General features: G+C 72.1%; 13 protein-coding genes and 3 tRNA genes. 8 read left to right on the top strand and 8 right to left on the bottom strand.

Annotation, left to right across the window (positions count from 1 at the left end; all coding sequences use genetic code 11):
- Positions 1-71 precede the first annotated feature (71 nt).
- From purL to purS, 3 genes are read right to left on the bottom strand one after another with little or no spacing between them, the layout of a single operon-like run.
- The gene (gene purL / locus ACH41F_RS21945) at positions 72-2,330 is read right to left on the bottom strand and encodes a phosphoribosylformylglycinamidine synthase subunit PurL (protein WP_391233622.1); all 2,259 of its coding nucleotides are present in this window, start codon (positions 2,328-2,330) and stop codon (positions 72-74) included.
- A complete protein-coding gene (gene purQ / locus ACH41F_RS21940) occupies positions 2,327-3,007 on the bottom strand; it encodes a phosphoribosylformylglycinamidine synthase subunit PurQ (protein ID WP_391233621.1) in 681 nt (226 codons plus the stop codon). Before purQ ends, purL begins: the two co-directional genes overlap by 4 nt.
- Positions 3,004-3,267, bottom strand: a complete 264-nt coding sequence (purS, locus tag ACH41F_RS21935) for a phosphoribosylformylglycinamidine synthase subunit PurS (protein WP_264928957.1) — start codon at positions 3,265-3,267, stop codon at positions 3,004-3,006. Before purS ends, purQ begins: the two co-directional genes overlap by 4 nt.
- A gap of 334 nt (positions 3,268-3,601) precedes the next feature.
- On the opposite strand from purS, the gene ACH41F_RS21930 reads away from it, so the two are divergent.
- From ACH41F_RS21930 to ACH41F_RS21895, 8 genes are all read left to right on the top strand, one after another.
- On the top strand, positions 3,602-3,919 hold the full coding sequence (locus ACH41F_RS21930) for an Lsr2 family protein (RefSeq protein ID WP_398837018.1): 318 nt from the start codon (positions 3,602-3,604) through the stop codon (positions 3,917-3,919).
- A gap of 124 nt (positions 3,920-4,043) precedes the next feature.
- A tRNA-Gly gene (locus tag ACH41F_RS21925) sits at positions 4,044-4,115 on the top strand.
- A gap of 79 nt (positions 4,116-4,194) precedes the next feature.
- Positions 4,195-4,267: transfer RNA gene (locus ACH41F_RS21920), tRNA-Gly, on the top strand.
- A gap of 128 nt (positions 4,268-4,395) precedes the next feature.
- Positions 4,396-5,322: an ATP-binding cassette domain-containing protein gene (locus tag ACH41F_RS21915; RefSeq protein ID WP_391233618.1), complete on the top strand. Its 927-nt coding sequence runs from the start codon at positions 4,396-4,398 to the stop codon at positions 5,320-5,322.
- Positions 5,319-6,095 (top strand): ABC transporter permease, encoded by a 777-nt coding sequence (locus ACH41F_RS21910; protein WP_391233617.1) that lies wholly within the window; start codon positions 5,319-5,321, stop codon positions 6,093-6,095. The genes ACH41F_RS21915 and ACH41F_RS21910 overlap by 4 nt, the downstream gene beginning before the upstream one ends.
- Positions 6,096-6,109: 14 nt before the next feature.
- Positions 6,110-7,324: a sensor histidine kinase gene (locus ACH41F_RS21905; RefSeq protein ID WP_398837052.1), complete on the top strand. Its 1,215-nt coding sequence runs from the start codon at positions 6,110-6,112 to the stop codon at positions 7,322-7,324.
- Positions 7,321-7,929 (top strand): response regulator, encoded by a 609-nt coding sequence (locus ACH41F_RS21900; protein ID WP_391233616.1) that lies wholly within the window; start codon positions 7,321-7,323, stop codon positions 7,927-7,929. The genes ACH41F_RS21905 and ACH41F_RS21900 overlap by 4 nt, the downstream gene beginning before the upstream one ends.
- Before the next feature lie 22 nt (positions 7,930-7,951).
- A tRNA-Gly gene (locus tag ACH41F_RS21895) sits at positions 7,952-8,024 on the top strand.
- A gap of 44 nt (positions 8,025-8,068) precedes the next feature.
- Here the strand turns inward: ACH41F_RS21895 and ACH41F_RS21890 are convergent.
- The 5 genes from ACH41F_RS21890 to purD all read right to left on the bottom strand — a co-directional run bounded on the left by ACH41F_RS21890 (position 8,069) and on the right by purD (position 14,281).
- Complete coding sequence (locus tag ACH41F_RS21890) at positions 8,069-8,968, bottom strand: phosphoribosylaminoimidazolesuccinocarboxamide synthase (protein WP_391233615.1); 900 nt, start codon at positions 8,966-8,968, stop codon at positions 8,069-8,071.
- A 94-nt stretch (positions 8,969-9,062) separates the two neighbouring features.
- Positions 9,063-10,556, bottom strand: a complete 1,494-nt coding sequence (locus ACH41F_RS21885; protein WP_398837016.1) for a N,N-dimethylformamidase beta subunit family domain-containing protein — start codon at positions 10,554-10,556, stop codon at positions 9,063-9,065.
- A 39-nt stretch (positions 10,557-10,595) separates the two neighbouring features.
- The gene (locus tag ACH41F_RS21880) at positions 10,596-10,736 is read right to left on the bottom strand and encodes a hypothetical protein (protein WP_398837015.1); all 141 of its coding nucleotides are present in this window, start codon (positions 10,734-10,736) and stop codon (positions 10,596-10,598) included.
- Between the two features lie 117 nt (positions 10,737-10,853).
- Positions 10,854-12,581 carry a hypothetical protein gene (locus ACH41F_RS21875; protein ID WP_398837051.1) on the bottom strand — a complete coding sequence of 576 codons (1,728 nt, stop codon included), beginning with the start codon at positions 12,579-12,581 and terminating at the stop codon, positions 10,854-10,856.
- Between the two features lie 446 nt (positions 12,582-13,027).
- Positions 13,028-14,281 (bottom strand): phosphoribosylamine--glycine ligase, encoded by a 1,254-nt coding sequence (purD, locus tag ACH41F_RS21870; RefSeq protein ID WP_398837013.1) that lies wholly within the window; start codon positions 14,279-14,281, stop codon positions 13,028-13,030.
- Positions 14,282-14,322 lie beyond the last annotated feature (41 nt).

The following is a 14,322-nucleotide window of genomic DNA, read 5'->3' as shown; positions in this document are numbered from 1 at the left end:
CCGGTGGGGCGGGGGGATGCCGGGAGGCCCCGTCCGTGGGGGCGGGCGGGGCCTTCCGGGGCGTGCGGTGACTACGCGAGGAGCGCCGGGATGGTCTCCTCGTGGGCCGTGCGCAGCTCCTCCAGGGTCAGCTCGAACTCGCCCTGGAGCTCGACCGTCTCGCCGTCCACGACACCGATGCGGGTGACGGGCAGTCCCCGTGCGCCGCACATGTCGTTGAAGCGGACCTCCTCGGAGCGGGGGACGGCCACGACAGCGCGGCCGGCCGACTCCGAGAACAGGAACGTGAACGCGTCGAGCCCGTCCGGGACGATCAGGCGGGCGCCCTTGCCGCCGAGCAGCGCCGACTCCACGACCGCCTGGATCAGGCCGCCGTCGGAGAGGTCGTGCGCGGAGTCGATCATGCCGTCGCGGGAGGCGGAGATCAGGATCTCGGCCAGCAGCCGCTCGCGCTCCAGGTCGACCTTGGGCGGCAGACCGCCGAGGTGGTCGTGGACGACCTGGGACCAGGCCGAGCCGCCGAACTCCTCACGGGTGTCACCGAGGAGGTACAGCAGCTGGCCGTCCTCCTGGAAGGCGACCGGCGTGCGGCGGGCCACGTCGTCGATGACGCCGAGGACCGCGACCACGGGGGTCGGGTGGATGGCGGCCTCGCCGGTCTGGTTGTAGAGCGAGACGTTGCCGCCGGTGACCGGCGTGCCCAACTGCTGGCAGGCGTCGGCCAGTCCGCGGACCGCCTCCGCGAACTGCCACATGACGGCCGGGTCCTCGGGCGAGCCGAAGTTCAGGCAGTCGGAGACGGCGAGCGGCTTGGCGCCGGTCGTCGCCACGTTGCGGTACGCCTCCGAGAGCGCCAACTGGGCGCCCGTGTACGGGTCGAGCTTGGCGTACCGGCCGTTGCCGTCCGTCGCGATGGCGACCCCGAGGCCGGTCTCCTCGTCGATGCGGATCATGCCGGAGTCCTCCGGCTGGGCCAGCACCGTGTTGCCCTGCACGAAGTGGTCGTACTGCGAGGTGATCCACTTCTTGGAGGCCTGGTTGGGGGACGACACCAGCTTCAGGACCTGGTCCTTCAGCTCCTCGCTCGACGAGGGCCGCGGCAGCTTGTTCGCGTCGTCCGCCTGGAGCTCGTCCTGCCAGGAGGGGCGGGCGTAGGGGCGCTCGTAGACCGGGCCGTCGTGCGCGACCGTGCGCGGGTCGACGTCGACGATCTTGCCGCCGTGCCAGTAGATCTCCAGCCGGTCGCCGTCGGTGACCTCACCGATGACGGTGGCGATGACGTCCCACTTGTCGCAGATCTCCAGGAACCGGTCGACCTTCTCCGGCTCCACGACCGCGCACATGCGCTCCTGCGACTCGCTCATGAGGATCTCCTCGGGCGAGAGCGTGGAGTCGCGCAGCGGTACGTCGTCCAGCGTCACGCGCATGCCGCCGGAGCCGTTGGAGGCCAGCTCGGAGGTGGCACAGGACAGACCGGCCGCGCCGAGGTCCTGGATGCCGACGACCAGCTTCTCCTTGAAGGCCTCCAGGGTGCACTCGATGAGGAGCTTCTCCTGGAAGGGGTCGCCGACCTGCACCGCGGGGCGCTTCGAGGGCTTGGCGTCGTCGAAGGTCTCGGAGGCCAGGATCGAGGCGCCGCCGATGCCGTCGCCGCCCGTGCGGGCCCCGTACAGGATGACCTTGTTGCCCGCGCCGGACGCCTTCGCGAGGTGGATGTCCTCGTGCCGCATCACGCCGATGGCACCGGCGTTGACCAGCGGGTTGCCCTGGTAGCAGGCGTCGAAGACGACCTCGCCGCCGATGTTGGGCAGGCCGAGGCAGTTGCCGTAGCCGCCGATGCCGGCGACGACACCGGGGAGCACGCGCTTGGTGTCGGGGTGATCGGCGGCACCGAACCGCAGCGGGTCCACGACCGCGACCGGTCGCGCGCCCATCGCGATGATGTCGCGCACGATGCCGCCGACGCCCGTGGCCGCGCCCTGGTAGGGCTCGACGTAGGAGGGGTGGTTGTGCGACTCGACCTTGAAGGTCACGGCGTAGCCCTGGCCGACGTCCACCACGCCCGCGTTCTCGCCGATGCCGACGAGGAGGGCGTCGGACTCGGGGGCCTTCTCACCGAACTGGCGAAGGTGGACCTTGGAGGACTTGTACGAGCAGTGCTCGGACCACATGACGGAGTACATGGCGAGCTCGGCGCCGGTCGGCCGGCGCCCGAGGATCTCGACGACCCTCTCGTACTCGTCCTTCTTCAGGCCGAGTTCGGCCCAGGGCAGCTCGACGTCGGGGGTCGCGGCCGCGTGCTCGACCGTGTCCAGAGGCGTCCGGCTCATGCGTTGACCAGCTTCTTGAGGATCGACGTGAAGAACGGGAGCCCGTCGGTACGGCCGGTACCGATCAGCGGCTCGGTGGCGTGCTCCGGGTGCGGCATGAGGCCGACGACGTTGCCGGTCTCGTTGGTGATGCCGGCGATGTCGCGGAGCGAGCCGTTGGGGTTGACGTCCAGGTAGCGGAAGACGACCCGCCCCTCGGCCTCCAGCTTGTCCAGCGTGTACGCGTCGGCGACGTACCGGCCGTCCATGTTCTTCAGCGGGATGTGGATCTCCTGGCCGGACGTGTAGTCGACGGTCCAGGCGGTGTCCGCGTTCTCCACCCGCAGCTTCTGGTCGCGGCAGATGAAGTGGAGGTGGTCGTTGCCGAGCATCCCGCCCGGGAGGAGGTGGGCCTCGGTGAGGATCTGGAAGCCGTTGCAGATGCCGAGGACGGGCAGACCCGCCTTCGCCTGCTCGATGACCGTCTCCATCACCGGCGAGAAGCGGGAGATGGCGCCGGCCCGCAGATAGTCGCCGTAGGAGAAACCACCGGGAAGGACGACCGCGTCCACCTGGTGGAGGTCCTTGTCCTTGTGCCAGAGGGCGACCGGTTCGGCGCCCGCGAGGCGGATCGCGCGCTGGGTGTCCCGGTCGTCGAGACTTCCCGGGAAAGTGACGACGCCAATACGAGCGGTCACTTCACCGCCTCCGCGACTTCTTCGACCTTCACGGTGAAGTCCTCGATCACCGTGTTGGCGAGGAAGGATTCCGCAAGATCGTGGATGCGGGCGAGGACGGCCTCGTCGACCGGTCCGTCAACTTCCAGTTCGAATCGCTTTCCCTGACGTACGTCCGAGATGCCCTCGAAACCCAGACGCGGCAGTGCGCGCTGCACCGCCTGGCCCTGGGGGTCGAGGATCTCCGGCTTGAGCATGACGTCGACTACGACGCGTGCCACGTGCACTCCCGGTGGTGTGGTGCTGAGCAGGTTCCTGCAAGGTGGTTTCAGACTACCCGCACAAAATTTCTACGCGCGTCGACTTGTAGGAAACTACGTGACGACCGTCACGATCTGGTATCGGGCCGGGCGTTCGCGAAAATTTCCGGGAAAGATCCCCGATCGACACCCGATACCTATTGCGCCCGCCCGTCTCCCCCCACCACCCTCAATCGAAGTCGCTTCCGCTCCCCCTTGCTTTTTGACACGCGGAAGGATTTAGTCGGGCTTCCCATTGCATTGTCGGGCACTGTACAAATGAATTGGCACGTGCCGTATGAAGGGACCGATATTCGTGGCGCAGAAGGTCGTGGTCACTCTCTTTGACGACATCGACGGCTCGGAAGCGGCGGAAACGATCGCCTTCGGACTCGATGGCAAGTCGTACGAGATCGACCTGAATCAAGCGAATGCCAAGAAACTGCGCAAGGCGCTCGAGCCCTACGTGGACGCCGGCCGCAAGCGGTCGAGATCCGGCAAGGCGTACCGGCAGACGGAGGTCGCCCCCGACCCGGCGGCGGTCCGCGCCTGGGCCCAGGCGAACAAGATGGACGTGCCCGCGCGCGGCCGGATCCCCAAGAAGGTCTACGAGGCCTTCACCGAGGCCCAGTAGCCCGGGCCGACGGCCGGTCACCCGCCCCTCGGGACAGCCGACTTGCGTGGCACCCCACCTGGTCGGCTAGAGTCTGGAGCACGCCGAGGGGCGGGGACGGAAAAGCCCAGCCCACGAGGTACATGCGGGTGTAGTTCAGTAGTAGAACATCCCCCTTCCAGGGGGAAGGCGCAGTGTGCAATTCCTGTCACCCGCTCTGCACCACCATCTGACCACTCTTGTGGATCAGGTAGGATGGTGTCCGCGCCGATCGGTGAGAGCCGGTCGGATGCAGTGCGAACGTAGCTCAGTTGGTAGAGCGCAACCTTGCCAAGGTTGAGGTCGCGAGTTCGAACCTCGTCGTTCGCTCTTGATTCGAAGGCCCCCCGGCTTCTGTCGGGGGGCTTTTTCGTCGTAGGCGTAGCCCTGACATTTGTCATGCACAGCGATGACAGCGCGCACTGCCTCCGGGCCCCGGACGCCGGGATGCTGGGTTCATGAACACGAACGTGATTGAGGTCACCGACCTGCGACGCGTCTACGGGGGCGGGTTCGAGGCGGTCCGCGGCATCAGCTTCTCCGTGGCCCGGGGCGAGGTCTTCGCGCTGCTCGGCACCAACGGGGCCGGCAAGACCTCGACGGTCGAGCTGCTGGAAGGGCTCGCCCGGCCGGCCGGGGGCCGGGTGCGGGTGCTCGGGCACGACCCCTACGAGGAGCGGGCCGCCGTACGGCCGCGCACCGGGGTGATGCTCCAGGAGGGCGGGTTCCCGTCCGAGCTGACCGTCGCCGAGACCGCGCGGATGTGGGCGGGCTGCGTCAGCGGGGCGCGGCCGCCGCTGGAGGCGCTGGAGCTCGTCGGGCTCGCGCGGCGGGCCGGCGTACGGGTGAAGCAGCTGTCCGGGGGTGAGCGGCGGCGGCTCGATCTGGCGCTCGCGCTGCTCGGGAAGCCCGAGGTGCTGTTCCTCGACGAGCCGACCACCGGCTTGGACGCCGAAGGGCGCCGGGACACCTGGGAGTTGGTGCGGGCGCTGCGGGACGGCGGGACGACCGTGCTGCTGACCACGCACTACCTGGAGGAGGCCGAAGGGCTCGCCGACCGGCTGGCGATCCTGCACGAGGGGCGGATCGCGGTCTCCGGGACCCCGGCCGAGGTGACGGCCGAGCAGCCCTCGCGGATCTCCTTCGAACTGCCCGACGGGTACTTCGTGGGCGACCTGCCGCCGCTCGGCGAGCTGGGGGTGCTCTCTCACGAGGTCGACGGGAGGGTCGTACGGCTGCGGACGCGGGAGTTGCAGCGGGCGGCCACCGGGGTGCTGGTGTGGGCCGAGCGGGCCCGGGTGGAACTGCGCCGGCTCGATGTGCGGTCGGCGTCGCTGGAAGAGGCGTTCCTGGGGATCGCCGCGTCCGAGGAGGTCACCGTATGAGCGGCGTCGCCACCACACCTGCGGGCCGGATGGGCGCGCTCGCCCGGGCCGAGTTCACGCTGCTCGGGCGCAGCAAGGCCACCCTCCTCACGGCCGTCCTGGTGCCGCTCGCGCTGCCGTTCAGCCTGCGGCCCCTCATCGACGACATGGACATCAAGGATGCCGGGCTCAGCGTCGGCCTGGTGCTGCTGCCGGCCGGGATCGGGTTCTCGCTGCTGTTCGGCGTCTACAGCGCCCTCGTCGGGGTCTACACCGCCCGGCGCGAGGAACTGGTGCTCAAGCGGCTGCGCACCGGGGAGCCGCGGGACACCGAGATCCTTCTCGGGGCCGCGCTGCCGATCGGGGCGACCGGGCTCGCGCAGTGCCTGGTGCTGGCCGTCGGGAGCACCGCCCTGCTGGACGTGGCCGCGCCGAAGGCGCCCCATCTCGCCGTGCTGGGACTGCTGCTGGGGCTGGTGATGTGCGCGGCGCTGGCGGCCGTCACGGCGGCGGTGACCCGGACCGTGGAGAGCGCGCAGGTCACCACGCTGCCGTTCGTGATGGTCTCGATGATCTTCTCGGGCGTCGCCGTCCCCCTGGAGGTGCTGCCGGACGGGTTCGCGTCCGTCTGCGAGCTGCTGCCGCTGTCGCCGGTGATCACCCTGGTCCGCGGCGGCTGGACGGGCAGCCTGTCGGTCTACGAGTCGCTGGGCGCCCTGGCCACCGCGCTGGCCTGGACCGCGCTCGCGGTGTTTGCTGTAGGCCGGTGGTTCCGGTGGGAGCCGAGGCGCTGACGTACGGGGAGAGCATGGTCGGGCCGGGGGGCTGGTGGCGGCGCAAGAGCACGCCGCAGAAGGTGGAGACCTACACACGGTGGTCGTTCCACTCCATCGCGCTTGTCGAGGTCCTGGCGGTCGGGCCGCCCATCGCCGCCGCGATCGGGTCCGTGCCGGGCGCCACCCTGTTCGCCCTGCTGTGCGTGCACTCGGCGCTCTGCGTGCTGACCGTCTCCCGCTCCCTGGACTGGGTGCGCGGCCGCCGCGATCAGCCCGTGCGGCTGCTGTGGACGCTCGGCGCGTACTCCGCGGCGGTCGCCGTCACGGCCCTGGCCGTCGCCGAGCACGGGCCGCAGGGGCGCGAGGCCGATTCGGCGGCGGGTGCCCTGTTCGGGGTCGTGCTGACCTACGGGGCCGGTGTCGTCGCCCTCGGGGTGCGCAGCCGGCGCAGGGTCTTCGCGACCGTCGGCGGGTTCGCGGCGGGCGCGGCCGTGATCGCGTTCCCCCTGGGCCTGCCGACCCTGCCCACCCTGATCACCGCGGCGGCGGTGCTCTTCGGCGGCGGGTTCATCGCCTTCAGCGCCGTCTTCTCCGTCTGGCTGCTCACCGCCGTCTACGCACTCGACGAGGCCCGCGAGACCCGGGCCCGGCTCGCCGTCGCCGAGGAACGGCTGCGGTTCGGGCGGGACCTGCACGACGTCATGGGGCGCAACCTCGCGGTGATCGCCCTGAAGAGCGAGCTCGCCGTGCAGCTCGCCCGGCGCGGGCGGCCCGAGGCCGAGGCGCAGATGGTCGAGGTGCAGCGCATCGCCCGGGAGTCGCAGCGCGAGGTGCGGGAGGTCGTACGGGGGTATCGGGAGGCCGACCTCGGGGTGGAACTCGCCGGTGCGCAAGGGGTGTTGGAGGCGGCCGGGATCCGGTGCGAGGTGTCGGGGGACGCGGCCGGGCTGCCGGTGGACGTGCAGTCGACCCTGGGCTGGGTCGTGCGGGAGGCGACGACCAATGTGCTGCGGCACGGGGACGCCGGGCGGTGCGAGGTGGCCGTGCGGGTGACGGGCGAGAGGGTGGTGCTGACGGTGGAGAACGACGGGGCCGCCGCCCCCGCGGGGCCGGGCGGGTCCGGGCTCGCCGGACTGCGGGAACGGCTGACGGCGGTGGACGGGACGCTGGAGGCGGGACCGGTGGGCACCGGCGTCTTCCGGCTGGTGGCCGAAGTGCCGCTGAAAGTGAGCGAGGTCACGGCGTGACGGTACGACTGCTGCTCGCCGACGACGAGCATCTGATCCGGGGCGCCCTGGCGGCGCTGCTCTCGCTGGAGGACGACCTCGCGGTCGTCGCCGAGGCCGCTTCCGGTCCCGAGGCGCTGGCGATGGCGAAGGCCCACGCCCCCGACGTCGCCGTACTGGATCTGCAGATGCCCGGGGCGGACGGTGTGAGGGTCGCCACATCCCTGCGCGCCGAACTGCCCGGCTGCAAGGTGCTGATCGTGACCAGCCACGGGCGGCCCGGGCATCTGAAGCGCGCCCTGGAGGCCGGTGTGCGCGGGTTCGTCCCGAAGACGGTCAGCGCGCAGCGGCTCGCGGAGATCATCCGTACCGTGCACGCCGGAAACCGTTACGTCGACCCGGAGTTGGCCGCCGACGCCATCTCCGCCGGGGACTCGCCGCTGACGGCGCGGGAGGCCGAGGTGCTGGAACTGGCCGCCGACGGGGCGCCCGTCGCGGAGATCGCCGAGCGGGCCGCGCTGTCGCAGGGGACCGTACGGAACTATCTGTCGTCGGCCGTCTCCAAGCTCGGGGCGGAGAACCGGCACACGGCCGTGCGGCTCGCGCGGGAGCGAGGTTGGGTATAGTGGTTCTCGCGCCACGGCGCATGCGAACGTAGCTCAGTTGGTAGAGCGCAACCTTGCCAAGGTTGAGGTCGCGAGTTCGAACCTCGTCGTTCGCTCTGTTTCGGCAAAGGCCCCCGGTTCTCACCGGGGGCCTTTCGCGTCACGACCAGCTCGTGCCCGTCAGCCGCTCGTACGCCTCGACGTACTTGGCGCGGGTGCGGTCCACGACCTCCTGCGGCAGCGGCGGCGGGGGCTGCTCGCTCCTGCGGTCCCAGCCGGACTCCGCCGAGGTGAGCCAGTCGCGCACGAACTGCTTGTCGTACGACGGCTGCGCGCGGCCCGGCTCCCACTGCTCGGCCGGCCAGAAGCGGGAGGAGTCCGGGGTGAGGACCTCGTCGGCGATGACGAGGGTGTCGCCGTCGAAGCCGAACTCGAACTTGGTGTCCGCGAGGATGATCCCCCGCTCCCGCGCGATGTCCCGGCCCCGGGAGTAGACGGCGAGGGTCGCCTGGCGCAGCTGGGCGGCGGTGTCGGCGCCGACCTGGCGGGCCACCTCCTCGTAGGAGACGTTCTCGTCGTGCTCGCCGACGGCGGCCTTGGTGGCCGGGGTGAAGATCGGGGCGGGGAGCTCGCTGCCGTCCGTGAGGCCCTCCGGGAGGGCGAGGCCGCAGACCGTGCGGGAGTCGTTGTACTCGACCAGGCCCGAGCCGGTGAGGTAGCCGCGGGCGACGGCCTCCACGGGGACCATCCGGAGCGACTTGCAGACCAGGGTCCGGCCCGCCCAGTCGGCGGGGGCGCCCTCGGGCAGGTCGGTGCTCAGGACGTGGTTGGGCATCAGGTCGGCGATCTGCTCGAACCACCACAAGGAGAGCTGGGTGAGCACCCGGCCCTTGTCGGGGATCTGGGACGGCAGCACCCAGTCGAAGGCGGAGATACGGTCGCTGGCGACCATCACGAGGTCGCCCGCCTCGTTCCGGTACAGCTCGCGCACCTTGCCGGTGTGGAGGTGGACCAGGCCCGGAACCTGAAGCGGCTCGGGCTTTTCTACGAATCCGGACACGGTTCCTCCCCGTGGTTCTGTCCAAGTGGCTCGATTGTCCCGTATGGGGCGCCGGGTCTCGGACAGGGGGTCTGTGGCCTGCGGGTCTGTGACGTCAGTCGCGCTTGCAGATGCGGTCCAGCAGGTTGGCGGTGGCCCGCTGGACGCGCGGGTCGACGTGCCCGGGGCGGTCCAGGGACGGGGACCACGCGAAGGTGCCGGACGCGAAGACCAGAGCGCCGGAGGGGGCGCGGTAGAGGGAGGTCTCCTGATGGCGGAGGGTGCCCTCGGTGTCGGCGTACGGGGAGTGGGCGAGCAGGATGCGGTCGTCGTGCTCGGGGAGCGGGGTGCGCGGGAAGTACCGGTCGGCCTCGCCCGCGACCAGGCCCTCGATCTCGTCACCCTCGTGGGCGCCGGTGGCCTCCCACAGCCAGTGGTCGGCGTTGCGCACGATCAGGGGGGCCGGGTCGGGGACGCGGCCCGCGTACTGGATGCCGACCACCTGCTGCTCGGGGCGGTCGATCTCCCGCCACAGCACCGGGCGGCCCGGGCCCCGGCGCTTGCGGCAGGTCAGCAGGCGGTCCGGGACGCCGGAGGGGGACGGGCCCAACTCCACCTGCCAGTACATGGTGTTGGCGGAGAGGAAGACCAGCGAGGTGCCGTGGTCGCGGGCGCGCTCCACCGTGCGGCGCATGGCGACCGACCAGTACTCGTCGTGGCCGGGGAAGACCAGGCCGCGGTACCGGGTGGGGTCCACCCGGCCGGAGTGCAGGTCGCGGGCGTCCGCGTAGGCGAGGTCGTAGCCGTAGCGCTCGGCGAAGCGGATGAAGTCGTAGGCGTGCCCCACGTGCAGGGGCAGACCGGCGCCCGCGTACGGGCGGTCGAAGGAGACGGTGATCGCCGCGTCGGACTCGCCGAGGAGACGGCCGTTCTCGTCCCACGCGTGGTACAGGCTGGCGCCCGTGCGGCCGTCCTCCGGGTAGAGGTTGTACGCCTGCCAGGTGACGTCCGGCAGGAGCAGCAGCAGGTCGGCGGGGTGGTCGTCGCGGACGGTGAAGGGGACGTGGGAGCGGTAGCCGTCGGCGGTGGTGAGGACGGCCACGTACGCCCCGACGCTCCAGAAGGACGGGACCTGGAGGCGCCAGCTCAGCCACCAGTGGTGGCAGGAGACCGTGCGGTCCGCGGCGAGCGGCGGGGGCTGGACGATGCCGGAGAGCCGCGGGCTGGTGGTGATCTTGGCGGCGCCGTCGCCGCCGTAGTGGCCGATGCGGTAGACGTCGACGCTGAACTCCTGCGGCGGGTCGACCGTGATGTGGAAGTCGATGGCCTCGCCGGGGGCGACCGCGCCGGTCGCGGTGAAGCCCTTGATCTGGCGGCGGACGTCGTCCGCGGCGCGGGGCCCGCCGGCGCTCCGGGGGCCGGGGACGCGGGGGGCGCCCGGTGCGGTGGGCTGCTGGGCGGGGTCCACGTACCAGGGGACGACCTGGCCGGTGTCGTCGAAGTACGTCGTCTCGCCGCGGAGCCAGGGGACCGGGCCCTGCCCGAAGGGGTCCGTCACCGCGTGCGCCAGCGCTCCCGACTCCCAGCGGCGGATCTGCTCCGACTCCATGGCTGCTCCCCTCCTTCGTGCCCCCGTGTGTTCGTGCGGTCAGGTGTTCGTGCGGTCGGCGTCGGCGAGGTCGGCCTTGACGTGGTCGGCGTCGGCGTCTCGTGGGCGGCCGTCGACCGCCGTGGTGCGGTCGTTCGTTCGTGGCTGTGACGTCTGTCCTATGTCGCACGCCCTTGCCATGGGTGCGATCGGTCCCAGCACATCACATTCCGCACGCACGCTGTCACTACTCGTTGCGAATTGGCCGAAAGTGGAATGAGGGCTTCCGGTAAGGGGGGTGCGTGGGCGCCGGGCGGCTCAGACGAGACGGACCGGTTTCTCCGGGCGTATCCCGGACTCCAGCAGCCAGGCCCGCAGGGGGGCCGGGTCGCCGTCCTCGACGAGGCTGAGGACCACGGGGGTGAGGTCGGAGGCGCGGTCGCCGTTGATGAGGAGGGTCGGGCCGTCGAGCCAGTCGAGGCCGGGGGCGGCGCCGGCGGTGTCCATCGCGGCGCAGCAGATCATGGCGGTGACGTGGTCGGTGAGCAGCTCACGGGAGGAGCGCGGGGCCTGCGGGGGGAAGAGCGGGAGCGAGCCGTCGTCCCAGAGGGTGGGGTCGGGGCTGTGGGGGGCGGGGGCGGCGGCTTCCTCGCGGGCGAGTTCGGCGGTGAGGGCCGCGGCGAGGGTGGCGGTGCGTTCGTCGTCGGCCGGGGCCTCGGGCTCGCCGTCGGCCGTCACGCCGCCCGGGTGCCCCTGCGGCACGGCGGCGAGGCGCCGGGGAGCCGACAGGTGGTCCAGGACTCTCGCCAGGGTGGGGCCGGGGGACTCCGCGGCGGTGGGTCCCGGGGTACGGCGGACTCCCTGGGCGTCCAGGACCCGGTGCAGGCGGGACGCGTCCAGGCGCCACTTCCGGTCCACGACCTGGTCCGGGTACTCCTGCCAGTCGACCGGGGACCAGTCGGGGCCGGACTCCGCCGGGCCGCCGTGGAAGAGGCGGGCGGCCAGCAGGGAGGTGGCCTCGTCGATCGCGCCGGGCTCCTCCAGGAGGTCACAGGCGGGGCGCTCGCCCAGGCGGGACGCGAAGCCCTCGGCCAGGCGGTCGCGGCGGGACAGTTCCGTGAGGGCCGCCACCACTCCGGCGTCCAGGCGGGACGGCCAGCGGCCCATCCGCCAGGCCGGGAGCGCGACGCGGGTCAGCAGGCGGTCCCAGCCGGCGTACGCCAGCCCGACCTGTTCCTGGGCGACGATCCGCAGGCCGTAGTCCACGGCCTGGGCGCGCTCGGCGGCGGCCGCGGCGACCCCGCGCTCCATCTGGGTCGCGTGCTCCCGGACGCCGCGCAGCAGCAGGCGGGCCACCCAGCCGAGGCCGACGCACACCACGCGGGTCAGCGGGCAGCGGCCGGGCGCCGAGGCCACGGCCACCGCGGCGTCCAGTCCGCGGACGAAGCGGCGGGCCGCGGCTATGTCCGGGTGGGCCGAGGGGCCCGTACCGGCGACGACGGGGGCGAGGACGGCGCGCAGCTCGCCGACCCGCATCCACCACAGGAACGGGGAGCCGATGACCAGGACCGGGGCCGCGGCCGTACGCCTCGGGCCGCGGGCGCCGGTGAGCTCGTCGCGGTCCTCCTGCCTCGGCGGGCCGTGCGAGGGGTGGGTGCGGTCCTCCAGCCAGCTGTCGCAGTCCGGGGTGAGCGCTATCGCGGAGGGCGCGGGCACGTCGAGACGGTCGGCCAGGTCGCGCACCATGCGGTACAGGTCCGGGGCGGAGGCCTCGGCGATCGGGACCGTCGGACTCATCGCCGGGCGGGCGCGGGCGACGACCAGGGCGATACCGGCGGCGGCCAGCAGGACGAGGACGGCGACCGGGGTCACGGCCCAGCGGGCGGCGTGCCAGCCGGGGCCGACGAGGTGGCCGGTGGTGCCTCCGGCGTACAGCACCACGGCGACGGCCGCCGGCAGCAGCGCGACGGCGAGCGCCCGGCTACGGACGCGCAGCACGGCGAGCGCCCAGGACCGCGCGGCCTGTGCGCCCGCTTCTCCACCCATTCCGGTCACGACCGGGTGTCACCCCCTCGCTGCTGTCCTGGCTGCCTGGCTGTCCTGGCGTTGCTCACTCCCCCACTGTGGCACCCGCCACCGACATCGCAATGCCGGTGGGCCAAGTGCCGGAACGCTTGCGCCGCACCCTAGTTGGGGCCCCGGCCCACGTCAGCCGGAAATCGGATCGGTCACTCGATGGAATGGCTTTGGGGAAAGGTGGATGACGGACAGCGAGGATCAGGCCCTGGATCTTGACTCGTATTCAGTCACGTACGGGTTCGTGTTCACAGTCACGGCAGGCCTGCGCGGTCCCGTGCGCGGGCGGGGCGGGCGGGTCGGTGGGCGCAGGGGACGGGCCCCGGATCCAGAGACGGATCCAGGGCCCGGGGGGTTCATCGGCGGACGGTTTTTTCAGGCTTCCCGCCGTCGCCTTCTTCTCTGACTCCGGCTTTTCAGGCTCCCGCCGCAGCCTTCGCCGCGATGTCCGTACGGTGCTGGGAGCCGTCGAGGCGGATGCGCGCGACCGCCCGGTACGCGCGGTCACGGGCCTCGTTCAGGTCCGCGCCGGTCGCCGTGACGGACAGGACACGGCCGCCCGCGCTGACCACGGCGTCGCCGTCGTGCCGGGTACCGGCGTGCAGCACGTACGCGTGCGGGGCGTCCTCGGCGGCCACCTCGTCGAGGCCGGTGATCGGGTCGCCGGTGCGCGGGGTGCCGGGGTAGTTGTGCGAGGCGACGACCACGGTGACCGCGGCGTCCTCGCTCCAGCGCAGCGGCGCCAGATCGGCGAGGTCGCCCTTGGCGGCGGCCAGCAGCAGCCCGGCGAGGGGCGTCTTCAGGCGGGCCAGGACGACCTGGGTCTCCGGATCGCCGAAGCGGGCGTTGAACTCGATCACCCGGACGCCCCGGCTGGTGATCGCGAGACCGGCGTAGAGGAGACCGGAGAACGGCGTGCCGCGGCGGCGCATCTCGTCGACGGTCGGCTGGAGGACGGTCTCCATGACCTCCTCGACCAGCTTCGGGTCGGCCCACGGCAGCGGGGAGTACGCGCCCATGCCGCCGGTGTTCGGGCCCTCGTCGCCGTCGAGGGCGCGCTTGAAGTCCTGGGCGGGCTGGAGCGGGACGACGGTCACCCCGTCGGTGACGGCGAAGAGGGAGACCTCGGGGCCGTCGAGGAACTCCTCGATGACGACCCGCTCGCAGGAGTTGGCGTGCGCCCGCGCCGCCTCCAGGTCGGGGGTCACGACCACGCCCTTGCCGGCGGCGAGGCCGTCGTCCTTGACGACGTACGGGGCGCCGAAGGCGTCGAGGGCCTCGTCGACCTCCTCGGGGGTCGTGCAGACGTAGGAGCGCGCGGTGGGGACGCCGGCCCCCGCCATCACGTCCTTCGCGAAGGCCTTGGAGCCCTCGAGCTGCGCGGCCTCCCCGGAGGGGCCGAAGACCGGGATGCCGACCTCACGCACGGCGTCGGCGACGCCGGCCACGAGGGGCGCCTCCGGGCCTACGACGACCAGCCCGGCGCCCAGCTCGGTGGCCAGCGCGGCGACGGCCGCGCCGTCCAGGGCGTCGACCTGGTGCAGCTCGGCGACCTCGGCGATCCCGGCGTTGCCGGGGGCGCAGTGCAGCGCGGTGACGTCGGGGTCGAGGGACAGAGAGCGGCACAGGGCGTGTTCGCGGGCGCCGCTGCCGATGACGAGGACCTTCACGGGGTCAGCGTAGCCGGAGCGGGGCGCGGGGAATTGTGCGG

Origin of the sequence: Streptomyces sp. NPDC020489 (genome assembly GCF_044386545.1) — a bacterium.
Taxonomy (GTDB): Bacteria; Actinomycetota; Actinomycetes; order Streptomycetales; family Streptomycetaceae; genus Streptomyces.
The sequence above is the reverse complement of the archived record's forward strand: the minus strand, read 5'-3'. Positions and strand labels throughout refer to the sequence as shown.

Excerpts from the sequence above, each read along its gene's own strand:
- purL (WP_391233622.1), bottom strand. The coding sequence starts at position 2,330 with ATGAGCCGGACGCCTCTGGACACGGTCGAGCACGCGGCCGCGACCCCC.
- ACH41F_RS21880 (WP_398837015.1), bottom strand. The coding sequence starts at position 10,736 with ATGGCAAGGGCGTGCGACATAGGACAGACGTCACAGCCACGAACGAAC.
- ACH41F_RS21885 (WP_398837016.1), bottom strand. The coding sequence starts at position 10,556 with ATGGAGTCGGAGCAGATCCGCCGCTGGGAGTCGGGAGCGCTGGCGCAC.
- ACH41F_RS21905 (WP_398837052.1), top strand. The coding sequence starts at position 6,110 with ATGGTCGGGCCGGGGGGCTGGTGGCGGCGCAAGAGCACGCCGCAGAAG.
- ACH41F_RS21875 (WP_398837051.1), bottom strand. The coding sequence starts at position 12,581 with ATGGGTGGAGAAGCGGGCGCACAGGCCGCGCGGTCCTGGGCGCTCGCC.
- ACH41F_RS21910 (WP_391233617.1), top strand. The coding sequence starts at position 5,319 with ATGAGCGGCGTCGCCACCACACCTGCGGGCCGGATGGGCGCGCTCGCC.
- ACH41F_RS21915 (WP_391233618.1), top strand. The coding sequence starts at position 4,396 with ATGAACACGAACGTGATTGAGGTCACCGACCTGCGACGCGTCTACGGG.